Source organism: Parahaliea maris (assembly GCF_008064665.1).
In the GTDB taxonomy this organism is placed as follows: domain Bacteria; phylum Pseudomonadota; class Gammaproteobacteria; order Pseudomonadales; family Halieaceae; genus Parahaliea; species Parahaliea maris.
Genome location: NZ_VRZA01000003.1, coordinates 426,293 through 446,435, shown reverse-complemented (window position 1 = coordinate 446,435; position 20,143 = coordinate 426,293). Strand labels below are relative to the sequence as shown.

The 20,143-nt window shown below is 63.0% G+C and carries 16 protein-coding genes; 9 read left to right on the top strand and 7 right to left on the bottom strand.

What is annotated here, in order from left to right:
* Positions 1-59 precede the first annotated feature (59 nt).
* Positions 60-1,598 (bottom strand): arylsulfatase, encoded by a 1,539-nt coding sequence (locus FV139_RS10400; RefSeq protein ID WP_148068656.1) that lies wholly within the window; start codon positions 1,596-1,598, stop codon positions 60-62.
* A 176-nt stretch (positions 1,599-1,774) separates the two neighbouring features.
* Here FV139_RS10400 and FV139_RS10395 point away from each other — a divergent pair, with 176 nt between their 5' ends.
* From FV139_RS10395 to FV139_RS10380, 4 genes are all read left to right on the top strand, one after another.
* Positions 1,775-2,743, top strand: a complete 969-nt coding sequence (locus FV139_RS10395; protein WP_148068361.1) for a DUF3667 domain-containing protein — start codon at positions 1,775-1,777, stop codon at positions 2,741-2,743.
* A gap of 121 nt (positions 2,744-2,864) precedes the next feature.
* Positions 2,865-4,280, top strand: coding sequence for an efflux transporter outer membrane subunit (locus FV139_RS10390; RefSeq protein ID WP_148068360.1), 1,416 nt, complete (start codon positions 2,865-2,867; stop codon positions 4,278-4,280).
* A 16-nt stretch (positions 4,281-4,296) separates the two neighbouring features.
* Positions 4,297-5,598 (top strand): efflux RND transporter periplasmic adaptor subunit, encoded by a 1,302-nt coding sequence (locus tag FV139_RS10385; protein WP_148068359.1) that lies wholly within the window; start codon positions 4,297-4,299, stop codon positions 5,596-5,598.
* The gene (locus FV139_RS10380; RefSeq protein WP_148068358.1) at positions 5,595-8,720 is read left to right on the top strand and encodes an efflux RND transporter permease subunit; all 3,126 of its coding nucleotides are present in this window, start codon (positions 5,595-5,597) and stop codon (positions 8,718-8,720) included. Before FV139_RS10385 ends, FV139_RS10380 begins: the two co-directional genes overlap by 4 nt.
* A gap of 44 nt (positions 8,721-8,764) precedes the next feature.
* Here FV139_RS10380 and FV139_RS10375 read toward each other — a convergent pair whose 3' ends face one another.
* On the bottom strand, positions 8,765-9,406 hold the full coding sequence (locus tag FV139_RS10375) for a PadR family transcriptional regulator (RefSeq protein WP_148068357.1): 642 nt from the start codon (positions 9,404-9,406) through the stop codon (positions 8,765-8,767).
* Between the two features lie 103 nt (positions 9,407-9,509).
* Between FV139_RS10375 and FV139_RS10370 the strand changes: the two genes are divergently transcribed.
* Positions 9,510-10,910: a M20/M25/M40 family metallo-hydrolase gene (locus FV139_RS10370; RefSeq protein ID WP_148068356.1), complete on the top strand. Its 1,401-nt coding sequence runs from the start codon at positions 9,510-9,512 to the stop codon at positions 10,908-10,910.
* A 17-nt stretch (positions 10,911-10,927) separates the two neighbouring features.
* Here the strand turns inward: FV139_RS10370 and FV139_RS10365 are convergent, their stop codons facing one another.
* Positions 10,928-12,454: a M20/M25/M40 family metallo-hydrolase gene (locus FV139_RS10365; protein WP_213004081.1), complete on the bottom strand. Its 1,527-nt coding sequence runs from the start codon at positions 12,452-12,454 to the stop codon at positions 10,928-10,930.
* Positions 12,455-12,511: 57 nt separating this feature from the next.
* Positions 12,512-14,308 (bottom strand): acyl-CoA dehydrogenase C-terminal domain-containing protein, encoded by a 1,797-nt coding sequence (locus FV139_RS10360; protein ID WP_148068355.1) that lies wholly within the window; start codon positions 14,306-14,308, stop codon positions 12,512-12,514.
* A gap of 199 nt (positions 14,309-14,507) precedes the next feature.
* Between FV139_RS10360 and FV139_RS10355 the strand changes: the two genes are divergently transcribed.
* The 4 genes from FV139_RS10355 to FV139_RS10340 all read left to right on the top strand — a co-directional run bounded on the left by FV139_RS10355 (position 14,508) and on the right by FV139_RS10340 (position 18,210).
* A complete protein-coding gene (locus FV139_RS10355; RefSeq protein WP_235898615.1) occupies positions 14,508-15,047 on the top strand; it encodes a retropepsin-like aspartic protease family protein in 540 nt (179 codons plus the stop codon).
* Between the two features lie 95 nt (positions 15,048-15,142).
* Positions 15,143-15,922, top strand: a complete 780-nt coding sequence (locus FV139_RS10350; protein ID WP_148068354.1) for an exodeoxyribonuclease III — start codon at positions 15,143-15,145, stop codon at positions 15,920-15,922.
* A gap of 107 nt (positions 15,923-16,029) precedes the next feature.
* The gene (locus tag FV139_RS10345; protein ID WP_148068353.1) at positions 16,030-16,668 is read left to right on the top strand and encodes a TetR/AcrR family transcriptional regulator; all 639 of its coding nucleotides are present in this window, start codon (positions 16,030-16,032) and stop codon (positions 16,666-16,668) included.
* Between the two features lie 72 nt (positions 16,669-16,740).
* A complete protein-coding gene (locus tag FV139_RS10340) occupies positions 16,741-18,210 on the top strand; it encodes an FAD-binding oxidoreductase (protein WP_148068653.1) in 1,470 nt (489 codons plus the stop codon).
* 24 nt (positions 18,211-18,234) lie between these two features.
* On the opposite strand, the gene FV139_RS10335 is transcribed toward FV139_RS10340, so the two are convergent.
* The 3 genes from FV139_RS10335 to FV139_RS10325 are packed head-to-tail and all read right to left on the bottom strand — an operon-like array spanning position 18,235 to position 20,057.
* Entirely contained in the window at positions 18,235-18,606 is a 372-nt protein-coding gene (locus tag FV139_RS10335) for a VOC family protein (protein ID WP_148068352.1), read from the bottom strand.
* 28 nt (positions 18,607-18,634) lie between these two features.
* Positions 18,635-19,408 (bottom strand): NYN domain-containing protein, encoded by a 774-nt coding sequence (locus FV139_RS10330; protein WP_235898614.1) that lies wholly within the window; start codon positions 19,406-19,408, stop codon positions 18,635-18,637.
* Between the two features lie 40 nt (positions 19,409-19,448).
* On the bottom strand, positions 19,449-20,057 hold the full coding sequence (locus FV139_RS10325; RefSeq protein ID WP_148068351.1) for a DUF1993 domain-containing protein: 609 nt from the start codon (positions 20,055-20,057) through the stop codon (positions 19,449-19,451).
* Between the last annotated feature and the right edge of the window lie 86 nt (positions 20,058-20,143).

The window sequence follows — 20,143 nt, the reverse complement described above, 5'->3', positions numbered from 1 at the left end:
GTGGCTTCGGTTAGGCTGAATCGCCTAGCCTAACGGCAATTGCCGCTATAGGCACCTTGTCAATTGCGCGAAGCGGTGCCCTGCTGCCGGGCCTGCAACATCATCTGCATCTGGTTCATCAGCCGGTCGATGGAGAAACTCGCGGTCGGCTGCCGCGGCGGGAATTCGCGGAAGGTGCCCAGCCACTGCCCGACAACCTGCTGCATGGGCACAAACATCCACAACTGGTCGGCAAAGAAGCGCGTGTACATGCCCGAATCGAGCGATCTCTCGTAGGGATCGCTGCGCAGGTGGACGATGCGGGGAAAATTCAGGGGCTCCCGCGGACCGGTCCAGCCTTCCATCTGGAATGCAAAATGTACTTTCCAGTCCTTCCAGCGCACGGCGTTAAGCTGGGCATTGTCATCGAAATAAAACAGGGTTTCCCGGCGTCCCGGCCCCTTACCCGCCAGCAGATCAGTCTGGTTGTAGCCATCAAGGTAGACCCGGTACTGCTTGCCGCCAGCGCTATAACCGCTCTTGAGCTTGCCCGCAATATCTTCAACTCCGGCGGCCGCCATCAATGTGGGCATCCAATCCAGGTGGGAGAATATATCGTTGATCACCCGCCCGGGCTCCACCACCCCGGGCCAGCGCACCAGCGCGGGTACCCGGAAGCCTCCCTCCCAGGTCGAACCCTTCTCCCCGCGGAAAGGCTCGGAGCCACCGTCGGGGTAGGTACCGAGCTGAGCGCCGTTGTCGGTGCTGTAAATGACAATGGTGTTGTCACTGACACCCAGCTTGTCGAGCTGGTCCAGCAACTGCCCCACGTTGTGATCGTGCTCGTTCAGGCCATCTGCATACAGGCCATAGCCGGTGCTACCTTCCCACTTGTCGGAAAGCCGGGTCCAGTTGTGCATCCGGGTCGCGTTGAACCAGACAAAGAAGGGCTTGTCAGCGGCCACGGCGCGGTCCATGAAGTCTACGGCGGCATCGGTAAACTCCTGGTCCACCGTTTCCATCCGCTTGCGGCTGAGTGGGCCCGTGTCCTCCACCCGTCCGTCGGCATAGGAGTGAATCACACCGCGCGGCGCGAAACGCTTGCGAAACTCGGGGTCCTTTGGATAGAAGTAGGTTTCGGGCTCCTCCTCGGCATTCAGGTGATAGAGGTTGCCGAAAAACTCGTCGAAGCCGTGATTGCTGGGCAGAAATTCGTCCTTGTCACCCAGGTGGTTCTTGCCAAACTGCCCGGTCGCATATCCCAGTGGCTTGAGCAGTTCCGCCAGGGTCGGGTCTTCCGGCCGCAGGCCGATATCAGCCCCCGGCATTCCCACCTTCAACAGGCCGGTGCGCAGCGGGTGCTGGCCGGTGATAAAGGCCGAGCGCCCCGCCGTACAGCTCTGCTCGCCGTAGTAGTCGGTAAACATGGCCCCCTCGCGGGCGATGCGGTCGATATTCGGCGTGCGGCCGCCCAACATGCCGCGGTGGTACGCGCTCAGGTTTGACCAGCCAATGTCGTCACCCCAGATCACCAGGATGTTGGGCTTGTCGGCCGCTCCCGCCAGCGGCGACAGGACCAGCAGTAACAGCAGGGCAAAACGTGACAGTGACACGAGCATCTCCTTATTGGAATTTTCGGCGCGGTACAGTCTATCCAGCATTACCGGGCGCCACAGTAAGGCGCGGACCCGTCACCGGGAATGGAACGTCTATTTGTACCGCAAGCGGGCCATTGGCCGATCCTGTCACCTGGCCTAAGATGGACGACAACAGGCTTTAGGGGGAGCCGGGAGATATGGGAAAGGCTCAGGGACAGGCGCCCACGGACACCGCTGCGCAGGAGGATGCTTCCAGAGAGGTACTGCGCTGTCGCAACTGCGGTGCAGCACTGCGCGGGGAGTTCTGCCACAGTTGCGGCCAGCGCGAAGGCCATGACCTGCGCTTTTTGCAGGCCGTCGGCGAAATTACCGGGGATGTATTGACCTGGGACTCGCGCTTCTGGCGCACGCTGTTCCCCCTGCTGTTCCGGCCGGGCTTTCTCACCGCGGAATTTATCACCGGGCGCAGGGCACGCTACGTCCCGCCCTTCCGCCTCTACCTGATCATCAGCTTTATCACCTTCCTCACGCTCTCGATCACGACCAATGACGCCATGGTGGTGTTCGATGAAGATGGCGACGCAGAGATTCAGGCACCGCTTATAGTCGGTACGAACGGCATAAACGAGTCGGCCGACGTGGAGCAGAGCGAGGAAGACGAACCTTCCTCCAAGGCGATTAAGGGAATCGATCTCGGCATTGACCCCAATGACCCTTCGACTCCGCGCTGGCTGGCCAGACTGGGCGAGCGTATCGAAGCCAACGGCCACCGTGTCGAGAAAGACCCGAACCTGTTCCTGGACCAGCTTATGGACTCGCTGCCCCAGGCCATGTTCGTTATGCTGCCCTGCTTCGCCCTGCTGCTGTGGCTGTTTTACCTGTTCTCCCCGTTCCACTACCTACAGCACCTCGTGTTTGCCCTGCACTTTCATTCTTTCCTCTACCTGCTCTACCTGCTGAGCGAGGGCCTGGACTGGGCGGGCCTGGAGATCGGCGGACTGTTAACCGTAGCGATGCTGGCCTATCTGCCGCTGGCGCTGCGTCGGGCTTACGACTCCTCCACCAGTGCAGCCATTGCCAAATCGCTGGGGCTCTACCTGCTCTACGGCATCTTGCTGGCCCTGGTGCTCGCCGCGGTCTCGGTCACGGTGATTGCCCTGCTCTGAGCGCCCGCAGGTGAAGCCGGGTAGGGAATTGTAAAGTTCGGTTAAGTCGCCTTTTGCGCCCGGGAAAAATCGCTAGACTGCGAGGCTTCCCCAACTCCCGGTAGCGACAAAAACAGCGCCCATGCAACCCCGACCGAAGACAATCCAGCGCCTGGCAGGGGCGGTATTCGCAACGCTCTACCTGGCCGGCTGCGCCAGTTCGGCCATTTCACCGGAAACCCGGGACCTGGCGCTCCCGGAGCAGTGGCAGCAAGCGGAGGCTTCCCAATCCGCGGACCCCACCGCACAGTGGCTGTCCGAACTGGCCAGCCCCGACCTGGAGTCCCTCGTGGCCGAGGCCCAGGCCGGCAATTACCAGCTGGCCCTGAGCCGTGCCCGGGCAGCCGAACTGAAAGCGGCGGTCACCAGCACCGGCGCTCCCCTGTGGCCCGCCCTGACCCTGTCCGTGGACGGGGGGCGGGACGGCCTGGAAAGCGAACAGAGCGCCGACCTCGTCACCGAGTCCTGGCGCGGCAGTCTCGGCATCAGCTGGGAACTGGATATCTGGGGCAAACTCAGCGACCGCCAGCGCCAGGCGGAACTCAACTATCACTCATCCCTGGCCGACCTGCGCAGCCAGCAGTTGCAACTCGCGGCCGATGTGGCCACGGGCTGGTTCAACGCCATCGCCAACGCCCGCCTGGAAGCCCTGCTGGAGCAACGACTGGCCAACGTCAGTACCGACCTTGCCCGCCTCGAACAGGGTTACCGTCGCGGCCTGAATGCGGCGCTGGACGTGTACCTGAGCCGCAACACCGTGGCGGACAGCCGGGCCAACCTGGCGCAACAGCAGCAGAGTCTGCTGGAATCACGCACCGCCCTGCAGCGCTCGCTGGCACGCTATCCCGATGGTGATCTCGCAGCCGCCGGTCTGGAGCTGCCCGAACTGGTGCCGGTGACGGCCGCCGGCACCCCCGCCCAATTGCTGGAACGACGCCCGGATGTGCAGCAGGCATGGCTGGACTTACTGGCAGCCGACGCCGGCCTGGCCGCGGCCCACAAGGATCGCTTCCCGTCCTTCAGCCTTGTCGGTAGCGCCGGCGGCACTTCTGGTGCGCTGCACGGGCTGCTGGACGCGGGCCTTACCAGCTGGAGCATCAGCGCCGGGCTGACCCAACCCCTGTTTGAGGGGGGGCGCCTCAAATCCCTGGAGGAACAGGCCCGGGCGCGGGTGAGCCAGGCGGAACAGGCGTACCTGGACGCCGTGTTCAATGCCATGGCCGAGGTGGAAAACCTGCTGGGCGCCGAGCAGAACCTGCGCACCCAGCTGGCCGCCCAGCGGGAATCGCGTCGCAATGCCGATATCGCCTACGAACTGTCGCTGCAGCAGTACCAGCGCGGATTGGTGGACTACACCACCGTGCTGGAATCCCAGCGTCGGGCTTTCGATGCACAGACCGCGGCCATCCAGAGCCACGCCCAGGCGATTGTCAATCGCATCACACTCTACCGGGCACTGGGAGGGAACTTCGCCCTCCCGGAACCCACCACCACCTGACTGGCGAACTGTCCGAATGAATTCCCAACGACCCTACCACTCCCTCCGCAAGGCCCTGCTGCCGCTGGTGGTACTGGCCGGCCTCACCGCTTTGGCGACGCTGGCCCTGCTCAATCCACCGTCCGCCGATCGCATGCAGCCGACACCGGGCCCGCGGCTGACGGTTGAAACCGTCAGCGTACAGCCCGTCCGCTACCAGGTCGCTGTGCAGAGCTTTGGCACCGTGCAGCCGCGCACCCAGAGCAGCCTGCTGTCCCAGGTAAGCGGTGAGATTATCTGGGTGAACCCCCAGTTCCGTGACGGCGGCGTGTTCAGGGCCGGCGACGCACTGCTGCGCGTGGATGCCAGGGACTACGAGGCCGACGTACAAATCGCCAGGGCCACCCTGCTGGAGGCCCGCCAGGCGCTGGCGGAGGAGCAGGCCCAGTCACAGCAGGCACTGGCAGATTGGGAGCGTCTCGGCGACGGCGGCGAGGCCTCCGAGCTGGTGCTACGCAAGCCCCAGCTACTGGCTGCCCGCTCTACCGTCGCCTCGGCAGAGGCGGCCCTCGACAAGGCAGAACTCAACCTGGAGCGCAGCACCGTCAGCGCCCCCTACGACGGCCGCATCCTGAGTACAGAGGTCGACCTGGGTGAGGTGATCGCCAGTAACAGCGCCCTGGCGGAAATTTACGCCACCGACTACGTCGAGATCCGCCTGCCCCTGGCCAACGCCGACCTCGAGTATGTCGACTTGCCGGAGCCGGCGCCGCCGGAGGTGCACGCGCCGGTTTCCCGCGTGCCGGCGCAAATTCACTCCAGCCTGTCCGGCGGCAGCGACTGGGAAGGATTCCTGGTTCGCACCGAAGGCGCGATCGACAGCAGCACCCAGCAACTGCACGTGGTGGCGCAGGTGGACGACCCCTTCCAGCTTCTGGCGCAGGACCGTACCGGGACCCGCGGCCGCAAACCCCTGAAGATCGGCGAGTACGTCACCGCCCGGATCGCCGGCCGCAGCCTGCCCGGTGCCATCGTCATCTCCATCAGCACCATCTATCAGGGCAGTTACGTCTACGTGGTCAGTGAAGGGCTGCTGCAACGCCGGGACGTCGAGATCTCCTGGCAGAATGCCAGCGACGCCGTGGTGGCCGAGGGCCTGGCGGCTGGCGACCAGCTGGTAGTAACGCCGCTGGGCCAGGTAACCTCCGGCACACCCGTCGCCATCGCCGGCCAGGCGACCCAGGTCGCAGAGCGCCCCCGGGATAACAGTATTGCCAGGCGCGCGGATGCCCCCAGTGGCATGCTGCCGCCCCGAGGCAGCGCCGGAGGCTCGCCATGATTGCCTGGTTTGCCCGCAATGCGGTCGCCGCCAACCTGCTGATGTTCAGCATTGTGATGGGCGGTATTCTGGCGCTGAAAACCGAGCTTACCCTGGAGATTTTTCCCGACCCCGAGCCCGACACCATCAGCATCAGCGTGGCCCTGCGCAGCGCCACTCCCGAGGATGTCGAACTGGGTGTCGCCACCCGCATCGAGGAAGCAGTCCAGGATCTGGAAGGCATCGACCGCATGACCAGCCAGTCGGTCGAAGGCTCCACCACCGTAACCCTGGAACTCGATGACAGCTACGACGCCCGAAGCATCCTCGACGACGTCAAAGGTCGGGTGGACGCCATCAACACCTTCCCGGCGGAAGCCGAGAAGCCGGTCACCAGCCTCGCCATGCGCCGCCGCGCGGTCATCGACGTGGTGGTGGCGGGCGCGCTCGCCGAGGACGAACTCCTGAACTATGCCGAGCAGGTGCGCGACGACCTGCTGCGCATCGATGGCATCTCCCAGGTGGACCTGTCTTCGGTGCGCAACTACGAGATCGCGGTCGAGGCCTCCCAGGACCGCCTGCGCCAGTACAGCCTGAGCCTCGCCGACATCGCCGCCGCCATCAGCGACAGTTCACTGGACATTTCTGCCGGCAACCTGAGGGCCGCTGGTGGCGACGTGCTCATCCGCTCCAAGGGTCAGGCCTACCGGCGTTCGGATTTCGAGCGCATCGTGGTGAAGACCAATCCCGACGGCAGCATCATCCGCATCGCCGATATCGCCAGGGTCAGCGATGGCTTCGAGGAAGAGTCCCTGAAAACCGCCTTCAACGGCAGTCCCGCGGCCTTCGTCAAGGTCTACCGGGTCGGTGACCAGAGCGCACTCGACGTGGCCACCAAGGTCAAGAAATACCTCGCGGAGCGGCGATCGAGCCTGCCCGTGGGCATGCACCTGGACTTCTGGGATGACGACTCCACCATCCTGCGCAGCCGCCTGGGCACCATGCTCGAAAGCGGCATTGAGGGAGCGGTGCTGGTGATTCTGCTGCTGGCCCTGTTCCTGCGTCCCGCTATCGGCTTTTGGGTGTTCATCGGGATTCCCGTCTCCTTTCTCGGCGGCATAATTGTTATGGGCATGACCGGGACTTCACTGAACGTGATGAGCGCCATGGGCTTTATCATCGCCCTCGGACTGGTCGTGGACGACGCCATCGTGACCGGGGAAAACGTCTACACGCACCTGCGGGAGAGCGAGAGCGGCCTGCAGGCCGCCATTCGTGGCACTCAGGAAGTGGCCACGCCGGTCACCTTTGGTGTGCTGACCACCATCGCCGCATTCCTGCCCATCGCCTTTATCGAGGGTCGCATGGGGGCCATGTTCGCTCCGATTCCCGCAGTGGTGATCCCGGTGCTGCTGTTTTCGCTCATTGAGTCCAAGTTCGTCCTGCCGGCCCACCTGGCCCATATCCGCATGAATGGCGCCAGCGGCCAGCGCAACCGCTGGAGCCAGTGGCAGAACCGTTTCGCCACCCGCTTCGAACAGCTCATCCTGCGCCATTACCAGCCGCTGCTCCGTGTCGTTACCCGCCATCGCTACACCACCCTGGCGGCCTTTACCGGTGCCCTGCTACTGATCGCAGCCCTTGTCGCCAGCGGTTGGACCCGCTTCGTGTTCTTCCCCAATGTGGAAGGGGAAACCGGCCGGGCCGAGTTGACCATGCCCGTTGGCACTCCCTTCGAGGTCACCGACCAGTTCATCACCCGCATCGGCAGCGCGGCACAGGAACTGCAGGAGCGCTACCGCGACCCCGGGACCGGCGCCAGCCCGATCGTCAATATCCTCACTGTGACCGGCTCCGGCGGCGGCCGCGGCGCCAGCGCCAACCAGGGCCGGGTGACCTTTGAGCTGACCCCGGCTCAGGACAGAAGCCACGATATGACCACCACCCGCCTGGTCGACGAATGGCGGAAACTGGTGGGCAGCGTGGCCGGGGCGGAATCCCTCACCTTCCGCTCCACCATGTTCCGCGCTGGCGAACCGGTCGATGTACAACTGAGCGGCAAATCACTGGAGACCCTGAGCGCGGTGGGCGAGCAGGTCAAGGAGCGGCTGGCCAGCTACGCGGGCGTCTTTGACATCGCCGACAGCCTCTCCGACGGCAAGGAGGAACTGCACATCGAACTGACCCAGCAGGGCCACGCCCTCGGGCTGACCCGCAATGATGTGGTCAACCAGGTAGGCAGGGCCTACAAGGGCGCCCAGGCCCAGCGCATACAGCGCGGCCGCGACGACATACGCGTACTGGTGCGGCTGCCCCGCAGCGAACGCAACAACCTCGAGACCCTCAACACCCTGCTGATCGACACACCCCAGGGCGGGCGGGTGCCCCTCAGCCACGTCGCCACACTGACCCCGGATAAAGGCCCCTCCAGCATTACCCGGGTAGACGGCTACCGGGTGCTCAATATCACCGCCGATGTGCAAAAGGGTGAGGTCAATATGACGGCCCTGCAGGCCGAACTCAGCGCCTACCTCGACCAGTTGTTGCAACAGTTCCCCGGTACCGCTTACTCGCTGGAAGGCGAAGCCCGCGAGCAGCGCGAGTCCTTCGGCAGCATGCAGGCGGGCCTGGTGGCAGTGGTCTTCGTGATTTACTGCCTGTTGGCACTGCCGCTGCGCTCCTATACCCAGCCCCTGGTGGTGATGTCGGTCATCCCCTTCGGCCTGATCGGCGCCGTACTGGGACACTGGCTGCTGGGCCAGGCCCTCACCCTGCAAAGCCTGCTGGGTATGATGGCGCTGGTCGGCGTACTGGTGAACGACTCGCTGGTACTGGTGGATTATTGCAACCAGAAAGTCGCTGCGGGGGAGCGCCTGCAAAATGCCGTGATCACCGCCGGGGTATCCCGGTTCAGGCCGGTCTTCCTGACCTCGATGACGACCTTCCTCGGGCTGCTACCCCTACTGACAGAGCGCGCGACCGACGCCCAGTTCCTGATTCCGATGGCGATATCACTGGGCTTCGGCATCCTGTTTGCCACCCTGATCACCCTGTTCCTGGTTCCGACCAACCTGCTGATCGCCCAGGATATCAGCCGCCTGCTGGGCAGGGCCCGAGGGCTACCGCAGCCCGTGCCCTCCTGATGACGCCCGCCCTTCACTCTGTGACCTGTTCGGCGACCGCCAGATCAATCAGCGTATTCCCCGAGCAACTGCTCCAGCTCCCGCTGGGTCCGGGCGTAATGGGTCAGGGCCCATTTCCCGGCTTCGTCCGCGGCGGGCAGGGAATCCAGCGCGTTCTCAAGTTCAGCCAGCCACTCCAGCTGCCCTCGATACTGGCTCACTGCCAGTCCGCTGGCCAGTGACGCAGCCACTGCGGTCTGGGGCAACATTACACCCCGTTGGTTGATGTCGCTGACCAGGGCCAGCGCCTCCCGGGCAGCGGCCAGCACCTGGCCGCGCATCTCCGCCACCCGCATACGCAGGCCTTCGACATTGGAGCTGTCGGTGAGGTAAAACTTCAGCAGGGATTTGTGCTCGAGCCGGAGGCCCTCCCCCGGCGCTTCCAGCCAGGCCGCCAGTTGGCGCCGGCCCCGGGGAGTAATGGAATAGACGGTACCGCGCGCTCCGCCAGCAGCCGCAGGCCTGCCCCGGGCCAGGCCCAGCTTCACCAGACGCTTGGGTTCGTTGAATAACTGGCTGCGAGTGCGCGGCAGGATATAGCGGATGACGCTGTGCTCCATAAACCGCGCCAGCTCGGCAGCGGTCCAGTCACGCTTGGCGAGCAGGCCTAACAGGCTGTAGGCCGTGGTATTGATCATTGTATCCACGATTCTCCCGGACTCCTCTCAGCGATCCGCTGGCGCCAACTTGACCGCAAGGCAGCACTGGCGCACTATTTAGTCCAAATTGGACTTATTCAGAGATTACGCCATGAAACGCCTTACCGCCAGCCTGCTGCTGGCCGGCCTGTGCAGCCACACTGCACTGGCCCAGCCCACCAGCTCAGCCGCTGAGCACCTGTCCGCCGCCATCCAGCTGGCCACGGTGAGCCACCAGGACCAGGCGCAAATTGACTTTGCACCCTTCAAGGACTTTCTGACCTTCGTCGAGACCAGCTATCCGCTGGTGCACCAGAAGCTGCAACGGGAGGTCATCGCCGACTACAGCCTGCTTTACACCTGGCCGGGAACAGACGCGCAATTGCAGCCGGTGTTATTCGATTCACATTACGACGTGGTGCCCATCGAGCCGGGCACCGCTGATGACTGGACCCACCCGCCCTTCGACGGCGTCATTGCCGACGGCTACCTGTGGGGGCGTGGAGCGATAGACGACAAAGCCACGGTGATCTCCACCCTTGAGGCCATGGAGACACTGCTCGCAGACGGGTTCGAACCTGCACGGACACTGATATTTTCCTTCGGTCACGATGAAGAAATCGGCGGCCGCAATGGTGCGGCCAATATTGCCGCCCATCTGGAAGGTAAAAATGTGAAACTGGCCTATATGGTTGCCGAAGGGGGCATCGTCGTAGAGAACAACCCGATGCTGCCAGAGAAGCCGATGGCCATGGTGAACCTTGCTGAAAAGACCTATGCCACCCTGACGCTGGTGGCCCGCGGCCAGGGCGGCCACTCCTCCATGCCGGTCGAGGACAACGCCATTGTCAAACTGTCCCGTGCCCTGGCCACGCTGCAGGACAACCCGTTTGAACCCGAGCTGATCGAGCCAGTGTCCAGTATGCTCAGGACCGTGGGCGAAGAGGTTGGCGGACTGCAAGGATGGTTGCTGAGCAACCAGTGGCTGAGCGAGCCTCTGTTGCTGTCCCAGTTGACTAAAGACCGCATGTCCCAGGGCATGGTGCGCTCCACCACCGGCATCACCATGTTCAATGCCGGAGTGAAAGAGAATGTGATCCCCCAAGTGGCGGAGGCCAAGGTGAACTTCCGCCTGCTGCCGGGCGTTTCCGTGGAAACCCTGGTGGCGCGAGTGGGCGAACTGATCGACGATCCCTCCATCCGGATTGAGTCGGAGAGCTGGAAAACCTCACCACCCGTGGCCGACATGGAGGGCGAGGGCTACAGCATGATTCGCTCCAGCATCAACACCGCATTGCCGGAAGCGCTGGTCACCCCCAGCCTGTTGATGGCGACCACCGACACACCCCACTACCAGCACCTGACCCGCAACATCTACCGTTTCCACCCGGTGGTGGTGCGCCTGGAGCAGAGCGCGGGCGTGCACGGCACCGACGAGCGTATCGCGCTGGAGAGCATCGACAAGGCTGTAGCCCTGTCGAGCGCCCTGATCCAGGGAGCTGGCGGCGCATGAGTCGGAGGTTTTAAACCTCAGCCAATAGCCGCCACCTGGTACAGGAGATCAACATAGCCGAGGGTGGCATCGGTAATCCCCGCGACCCTCGGGTTGGTGGAGTCCACCACGTAGTATTCGTTCGGGGCATGGGCGCCGGAGCCATGGCCGAGGCCGAAGTGCCCGGCGGGCAGTGACAGGGGCGGCGCCGTAAACATGGCCCCTGGCCAGGATCCGGCGAGGCGTGGATTCAGCGTCGCATTCACGCCGGCCCGGCGGTAGGTGGCCAGCTGGGCCTGGATGATGGCGCTGGATTCGGCGGTTTCGGTGGGGTCGTATCCACCTCCGACCACGATCTCGATATCGCTGAAGCCCCGCTTGTCGAGGTGGGCACGCAGCTTGGTCTCGGCTTCGCGGCGGGTCTGGTTGGGCACCAGACGTAAATCCAGCTTGGCGGTGGCGCGGCCGGGCAGGATGGTCTTGCCGCCCGGGCCGGTGTAGCCGGCGACCAGGCCCTCGATATTCACCGTCGGTTGCGAAGCGAGCCGCTCCAGCGCCTGCTGGTAGGGCAGGTCGTCAATCCACCTGGCCACGCCGAGTTGCTCTTTTCGTGCTGCCTCACTGCCGGAGCGGGCAGCCTCGGCGATCAACTCTTTTTCCCGCGCACTCAGTGGCCGCACATTCTCGAACCAGCCCTCGATGGCCGGCGTATTGCCGTCAGCCGTGACCAGCGATTGCAACGCCTGCACCAGGCGCCAGGCCGGGGAGTCCACCATGGCCTTGTAACTGGAGTGGATATCCGCGGCCGGTCCCCGGCCCCAGCTCTCGCCACTGGCCACCAGTTCCAGCTCAACCACGCCCTTGGAGCCAAGGTTCACATTGACGCCGCCATTGATGTCCTGCCAGCTGGCTGGAATAAAAATCCCTTCCGAGCCCTTGAGGGCCTGCATGATGTCCGGGCGCTGCACAATCTGCTGGAAATGGGGAGAGGCAATTTCCTCCTCACCCTCCGCCACCAGCAGGATGTTCACCGGCGGTTTCACCCCGGCATCGCGCATGGCGTGCAGGGCGGCGAGGAAGGTCGCTTCCGGCCCCTTCTGGTTGACTGCGCCGCGGCCGACAATAGCGCGGCCAAAGCCGGGCTTGTCGACAATTTTTCCCGCCAGCGGCGGCGAGCTCCACTCGGCCGGGTCGAACTGCTTCACGTCGTACATGAAGTAGACCGCCAGGGTGCGCGGAGCGCCGTTGTCCATGACCGCATAGACACCGGGGTGACCGTCGGTGGGAATGATCTCGGCGCTGTCGAAGCCGGCGTCGAGCGCCAGCGCCTTCATGTACTGCGCCCCCTCGGGCATATTGAGGTTCTCGGCGGCAATGGAAGGCAGCGCGATCCAGTCCTGGATGCGCTTGATATCCGCAGCACGGTTGGCTTCGGCGGCCTTGCGTACCTCCGGATAGAAGCCGCCGGTAGTGGCCGCCATAACCGCCCGGGGAAACAGGGCGCTGGCGCCCAGCATCAGGGAAGTGTTAAGAAAATGGCGCCGGTCCATTCCGATGTCTGTCATATCGATCCTCCTCGGGTTCGACACGCAGTCTAGCGCCGCAACAACACCTGCGCCATTTCAGAAGGCAAAGGCTTCCGGTTCCAGCGCCATCACGGTATCGGGTGAGGCCATCGCGGCCGCCGCGTGCGCACCGGCGCGCGGCAGCAAACGCTGGAAAAAGAAACGGGCGGTGGCGAGCTTGGCGCGATAGAACGCGGCATCGGCGGGCTCCGCCGCCAGCTTCTCCTGGCACACCTCGGCCACCCGGGCCCAGATCCAGGCGTAGCTGACATAACCGGAGAACATCAGGTAATCGACCGAACAGGCCCCCACCGCCTCGGTGTCTGCCATCGCGGCCTCCCCCACCTTCATGGTGAGCTCGCCCCATTCCCGGTTGGCCGCAGCGAGGGGCTTGATAAATTCCGCCATGGACTCATTGCCGTTGTGACCTTCACAGAACTTGTGAATGACACGGGTAAAACCGCGCAGCAGCTCACCCCCGCTGCCCAGCACCTTGCGCCCGACAAGGTCCAGCGCCTGAATCCCGGTTGTGCCCTCGTACACCGTGGAGATACGGTTGTCCCGGGCAACCTGCTCCATGCCGTGTTCGGCGATATAACCGTGGCCGCCGAACACCTGCATACCGAGATAGGTAACCTCCTGGGAGGTTTCGGTACAGAAGCCCTTGGCGATGGGCGTCAGCAATTCCAGCAGCGCCGTGGCCTGTGCCGCCTGCTCTTCGTCGCCGCGGGCCGCCAGGTCCGCCTGTTGCGCGAGCCAGTAAAGAAAAGCGCGGGCTCCCTCGGTAAACGCCTTCTGGGTCATGAGCATGCGGCGCACGTCCGGGTGCACGATGATCGGGTCCGCCGGCCCACCCGGATTTTTGGGCCCGGTCAGGGAACGCATCTGCAACCTTTCCTGCGCATACCCGAGCGCACCCTGGAAAGCGCGCTCACTCATTGCCAGCCCCTGTAACGCGGTACCAATGCGCGCGGAGTTCATCAACTTGAACATAAGGGCGAGGCCCTTGTTCTCCTCGCCGAGCATGAAACCACGGGCGCCATCGTAATTCATGACACAGGTAGCGGAGCCCTTGAGCCCCATCTTCTTTTCGATGGCCCCACAATTTACGTTGTTGAATGCACCGAGGCTGCCGCTCTCCTCTACCCAGAACTTGGGGACGATAAACAGGGAAATTCCTGCAGTACCATCCGGCGCACCCTCGGTGCGGGCCAGAATCGCGTGCACGATGTTGTCGGTAAAGTCCTGCTCGCCGCCGGAGATAAAGATCTTGGTGCCGGTGATGTTCCAGGTGCCATCACCGTTGTCGGCGGCCCGGGTGCGCAGCAAACCCACATCCGAGCCACAGTGGGCCTCGGTCAGGCACATGGTGCCGGCCCACTCACCGCTGAGCAATTTTGGCAGGAATCGCGCTTTGAGTTCCGGGGAGCCGCCATTCAACAGGCAGGTCACCGGGGCGCCGGACAGGCCCGAATACATATTGAGGGCCCAATTGGCGGAGCCCACCATTTCTCCGACACACATCCCCAACGACATGGGCAGGCCCTGGCCGCCTTCTTCCTCCGGCACCGTCAGGCCCTGCCAGCCGCCCTCGCCCCAGGCCCGGAAGGCCTCGGCAAAGCCCTTCGGGGTGGTGACACGGCCGCCCGAAAATTGGCAGCCCTCGGCATCACCGGACTCGTAGATGGGCGCCGCAACGTCCTCCGCGAATCTCGACCCGCCCTCGATGATGGCGTCAACCAGTTCCGGTGAAAGCGGGTTGCTGTCCTGCAGTGCGGCGTAGTGGGCGTCGCAGTCCAACAGGTCACGCAGGACAAACTGGATATCCCTGAGGGGGCTCTTGTAAGCGGGCATGGGTACTCCTTGCATGGCGCCAGTAACGGCGTTCAGTCTAGGCAACCCCCCTTGGCGCCACCACTGCGGCGGGGGCCACAAATCGCTGGCATTTCCTTGCAGGTCCGTATGTGTGGGAGGGCAGGGATGGTAATCCGGCGCCGGGCTCCTTACCCTGACCCTATGTCGACTGGGCAACGACCCTGCACCGGATCAGAGAATGAGTGGAAATCGCGAAGCGCGGGAACAGAAGAAAATGGGGCTGGCCATGCAGGCCCTGGCCTGGATCGTACTGATGGCCCTGCTGGGAGGTTATTTTTCCGGCCTGCTGGAACAACAACAAAACCCTAACCAGAGCGTCAACACCGTCACCGGGGCCAACGGGATCCGCGAAGTAAGCCTCAAACGCAACCGCTACGGCCACTATGTGACCAGCGGTAGCATCAACGACCAGCCCGTGCTGTTCATGCTCGACACCGGTGCCACAGGCATCGCGGTCCCCGACTCCGTGGCCCGGCAACTCGGGCTGGAGCGGGGGCAGCGCATCGCCACCCAGACCGCGAACGGGACCGCGGCGGCCTATATCACACAGCTCGATAGCGTCGGGGTCGGCGATATTCGCCTGGCCCGGGTACCGGCCACCATTCTGCCCGGGCTCGACAGCAACCAGGTGCTGCTGGGCATGTCATTCCTCAAACACATCGAATTCACCCAGCGCGGCGATACGCTGACACTCCGGCAATACCCCCGGCAGGACTGAGCAGACCACGTCAAAACGTAAATTCGCACTGGCCACGGGACCCACCCGCAGTCGTTTGCTAGAATGCGCCCCCGACTGACAAGCTTCCCAGTGCCATGAAAATTACCTCCTGGAACGTGAACGGCCTGCGCGCCGTGATGAAGAAAGACTTCGCGGCTTCACTGCAATCCCTGCAGACCGACGTCATTTGCCTGCAGGAGACCAAGGCCCAGGATGACCAGGTCATTGCGGCCCTCGAAGGCATCGACGGCTATCACGTCTACAGTAATTCCGCTGAACGCAAGGGCTACTCCGGCGTTGCCATCCTCAGCCGCACTCAGCCGTTGGCAGTTCAGGCGGATATCGGCATCGAGGAGCACGACCGGGAGGGACGGGTTCTGACCGCGGAGTTCGAAGACTACTACCTGGTGACCGTCTACACCCCGAATTCCGGCAGCGAACTCGTCCGCCTGCCTTACCGACAGGGCTGGGATAACGCGTTTCTGGAATTCGTAAAGAAACTGGAAGCGCACAAACCGGTACTGATGTGCGGTGACTTCAACGTCGCCCACCGTGAAATCGATATCGCCCGTCCCAAGCCCAATTACAATAAAAGCGCCGGCTATACCCAGGCGGAGATCGATGGCATGGATCGCATCATCGCCGCCGGTTTTACCGACACCTTCCGCCACCTGCATCCCGACGAAGTGAAGTACAGTTGGTGGAGTTATCGCGCCGGGGCCCGGGGCAAGAACATTGGCTGGCGGATTGACTACTTCCTTGGGTCCGACAACCTGGTACAGGAACACATTACCAGCGCCGATATTCACAACGAGATCATGGGTTCGGACCACTGCCCGGTTTCGGTGGACCTGAACGCTACCCTGGCGGGCTAGCAAAGGGGCCGACAACCACCCACGCCAGCTTGCCAAACCCAACGCATTCCGCGGCCCCGGTGGTATAGTGAAAGCAATATGAGTCCTCACCCAGGAGGATTGGGCAGTTGAATTCCAGAGCCAACAGCAGTCGCGAACGCATTCTCGGCACCGCCGAAGCCATGATTCTGGAACACGGTTTTGCCGGCACCACCATCGAGGACATTATCGACAAGGCCGCCATCACCAAGGGCGGATTTTTCTATCACTTCGAAGGAAAGCTGGCGCTGGCCAAGGCCCTGGTAGAGCGCTATATCGAACAGGACGACGCGATGTTCCTGGAGCTCAGCGAGCGCGCCGACGCCCTCAGTGAGGACCCCCTGCAACGCCTGCTGATTTTCCTGAACCTGTTGACCGAGACAGTGGCGGGGATGACCTCGGTGCACCCGGGCTGCCTGGTGGCCGCCTTCACCTACGAAACCCAGCAATTCAACGACGAGATTCGCGACATGATGCAGCAGGGCATGCTCGGATGGCGCGCCATGCTGCAGGAGCGCCTGGAGGAAACCCTGGCGATCTACACGCCGGTTATCGAAGTCTCACCGAGCGCGCTGGCCGACATGTTCAGCTCGACCCTCGAGGGCGGCATCCTGCTGGCAAGGATCTACGATGACAACGAGGCATTGATGGAACAGGTGCAGGCCTACCGAACTCACCTGCGATTGCTGTTCGGCGATATTCGCCCCCCTGCCGTCCAGGAGTCGTGAGCCCACTGGCCCGATCCGTCAATTGAGCTAGACTGCAAAAGGTCATCAACCTCTCAAGTTGGAGGTGCTGTTATGGACCGCCGTCAGTTCTGCCGCTCCGCCGCAGGAGCCAGCCTCGCCTGTACCCTGCCCTTTCCCTTCCTGTCAGCCGCGCACGCCAGCACCAGTCTTCGCGCAGTGACCTCCGACGGTGCCGAAACCGAACTGGAGCGCGCCGCGGTTCGCGAATTCGGTGGCGAGCTCGACGGACCCGTCATGATTGCCGGCGACTCGGGCTACGATGCCGCCAGACGCATCTGGAACGGCATGCACGACAAACATCCCGCGCTGATCGCCCGCTGCGCCAGCAGCCGGGATGTCGTTCACGCGGTCACCTTCGCCCGCGAGCGTAATCTGCTGGTGGCCATACGTGGCGGTGGCCACAGCTGGCCCGGCAAATCGGTCTGTGAGGGGGGCATCATGATCGACCTGGCCGACCTCAACCAGGTCGACGTGAATCCCGAACGCAAGATTGCCTCCGCCGCCGGAGGTGCATTGCTCAACAACCTGGATACCGCGAGCCTTGCCCACGGGCTGGTCACCACCGCCGGGGTGGTGTCACACACCGGCGTGGGTGGCTTCACCCTCGGCGGAGGCTTTGGCCGTCTCAATCGCCGCTACGGGCTGGCCATCGACAACCTGGCCGGCGCCCGGATTGTCACTGCCGACGGCAAGCTGAGGACCGTATCCGCCAGCGAGGAGCCCGAGCTGTTCTGGGGGCTGCGCGGCGGGGGTGGCAATTTCGGTGTCGTCACGCAGTTCGACTTCCGCCTGCATCCGTTTAACAGAAACGTACTGTCCGGCCTGATCATGTGGCCCATGGCACAGGCTCGGGACGTGCTGGAATTCTACGGAGAGTGGTCGGAAAAAGTGTCGAACGACCTCTACACCGGCCCCCTGATGGTCACCACACCCGAGGGCGATGGCCTGGTGGGCATGGAGGTCGTTTACGCCGGTGACCCGGCACTCGGGGAGAAAGAACTGGCCCCCCTGCGGGCCATTGGCAAAGTCGCCGAGGACGGCATCAAGGTACAGGACTACATGGTCCTGCAGACCCACGAGGATGCCACCTTCCACCACGGCGTGCGCTCCTACGCCAAGAACGGGATGGTCAAACACATCACCCAGGGGCTGGTCGACGCGATGATCGAGGCCTACCGCCCCGACCCGCGTCTGGCCTTCTTCACCCACACCGCCGGCGGTGCGGTCAAGCAGGTGGGAGAGCTGGATACCGCCTTCCCCCACCGCAATGCCGAAACCATGGTGATTGTGGCCGGCGCCTGGCTGGACCCGGCGGAGGACGCCTCGGCGATGGCCGCGGCCCGGGAGTGGTTTGCGGCCCTTGCCCCCTTCACCGGTGGTTACTACGACAATATCGAGTTCGAGGGTGACAGCAGTGCCGCTGGCAACTACGGCCCCGCCTACTCGCGACTCCAGAAACTGAAGTCACAGTACGACGCGGGCAACCTGTTCCGGCTCAATAGCAACATCAAGCCGGCCTGACGGCCGGCTGGACTCGCAACGGCCTTAGCCGAACTGGTAAAACGCGACCTTGTTGCCATCCGGGTCGCGGAAGTAGGCGCCGTAGAACATGTCGGGAATGCGTTGACCCGGTTCGCCGTCGCAGGTCCCGCCAAGCTCGATGGCTTTATGGTACAGCTTGTCTACCAACTCCTTGGAACCGGGATTGATGGCGATCATATTGCCATTACCGGGGCTCGGATCTTCCTCGTTATAGGGAATGCACACGGCCAGCATGGGCTCCCCCATGCCCTTGCCGATCATGGCGATGCGGTCCATGTCGAACAACACACTGGCACCCAGGTCTTCCAGCAGGGCTGTGTAGAAGGCCTTGGCTTTTTCCATGTCGCTAACACCGATGGTGACGTATCCGATCATTGTTTTATCCTTTGTATGGCATTGAGTTTCAGGGTTTGAATCGCTTGTCGCGAATATACAGTGTGTAGGAACCGTCATCGCGGACGTTCCGTTTTTCCATGTCGAACAACTCTGTGACCTCGATCAACTCACTGAGTTTCCGATAGCCGTAGTTGCGCGAATCGAAAGAACTCTGGTTGGCGATGTGCTGGCCCACAAACGAGATGTTGGCCCAGCCGAGCTCGTCGGAGGTGGCATCCACCGCCCCGCGCAACAGGTTGATGAGTCGGGCATCCTGGTTGAGGGTCTTCTTGCTGGCCTTCTTGCTCTGGTTCGCAGTGCTTTTTGTACCGCTTTTTTTGGGTTCCTCCTGTGGCGCCATCAGGGCCTCGAGAAAAACAAACTTGTCACAGGCGGCCTGTAAAGACGTCGGGGTTTTCTGCTCGCCAAATCCGTATACCACCAGCCCCGCCTCGCGAATACGGGTGGCCAGGCGGGTGAAGTCGCAGTCGCTGGTCACCAGGCAGAAGCCGTCGAGCTTATCGGTATAGAGCAGATCCATGGCATCGATGACCATGGACGCGTCGGTGGAATTCTTGCCCCGGGTATAGCTGAACTGCTGGATCGGGCTGATGGCGTATTCGTGAAGGATGTCTTTCCACGAACCCAGCTGTGGCGTGGTCCAGTCCCCGTAAGCGCGTTTGACACTGGCGACACCGTAGGTCGCAATCTCCTGAACCAGCACCTCACACACCTTGGGGCTGACATTGTCGGCGTCGATCAGTACCGCCAGCTTGCGGCGCTGTTCCATCTGGTTACTCACGTCGTCACATCCACCAGCCGGGATACCACCAGGGCACGGGTCATTTCGAGGCCTTTTTGCGCGCAGCTTTCTTTACGGCCTTCTTCGCTGCCTGCGGCTTGACACCCATCGCCCGGGCCGCCGCGGCGTTCATTTCCATCCCGGGTACGACTCCCAGGTACTCCCGCTTGCCCACCGCCAGGCCATTGTGACGCAGGATGTCGTAGGCCGTGGTGTAGTGGAAGTAGAAGTTGGGCAATACCCAGCCGTGCAGGTAGTCAGCGCCCTTGAAATAAAGCTCACCAAAGGGCAGGGTCAGGGTGATATCCCGTGTCTCGCTGTCGGCGTATTCAGCCGGTTTGATAGTACGGATGAAGGCCAGGGTTTTCCTGATTCGCGCCTCCAGTTCGGCGAATGTCGACTCGGTATCCGCGAACACCGGCGACGGTTGGCCCGCCAGCCGGGCGCAGCAGCCCTTGGCGTGATCGGTCGCAATCATCACCTGCGCCGCCAGGGGCAGCATGTCTGGCGCCAGCCGGGCATTGAGCAGCACCTCGGGTGCAATACCCCGGGTCTTGGCATCCTTCGCCGCCAGCTTGAGGATGGCAGACAGATTTTTCAGGTGGTGGGTAAACACCGGGGCGGAACCCTGGTACATCAGATTGGCCATGGGATTTTCTCCGTGGGGAGCACGCAGCTCGTTAGAGTGGTTTTAAGCGTGCCAGTATCATAGACGCTGGCCTGCCTGGCACGCCA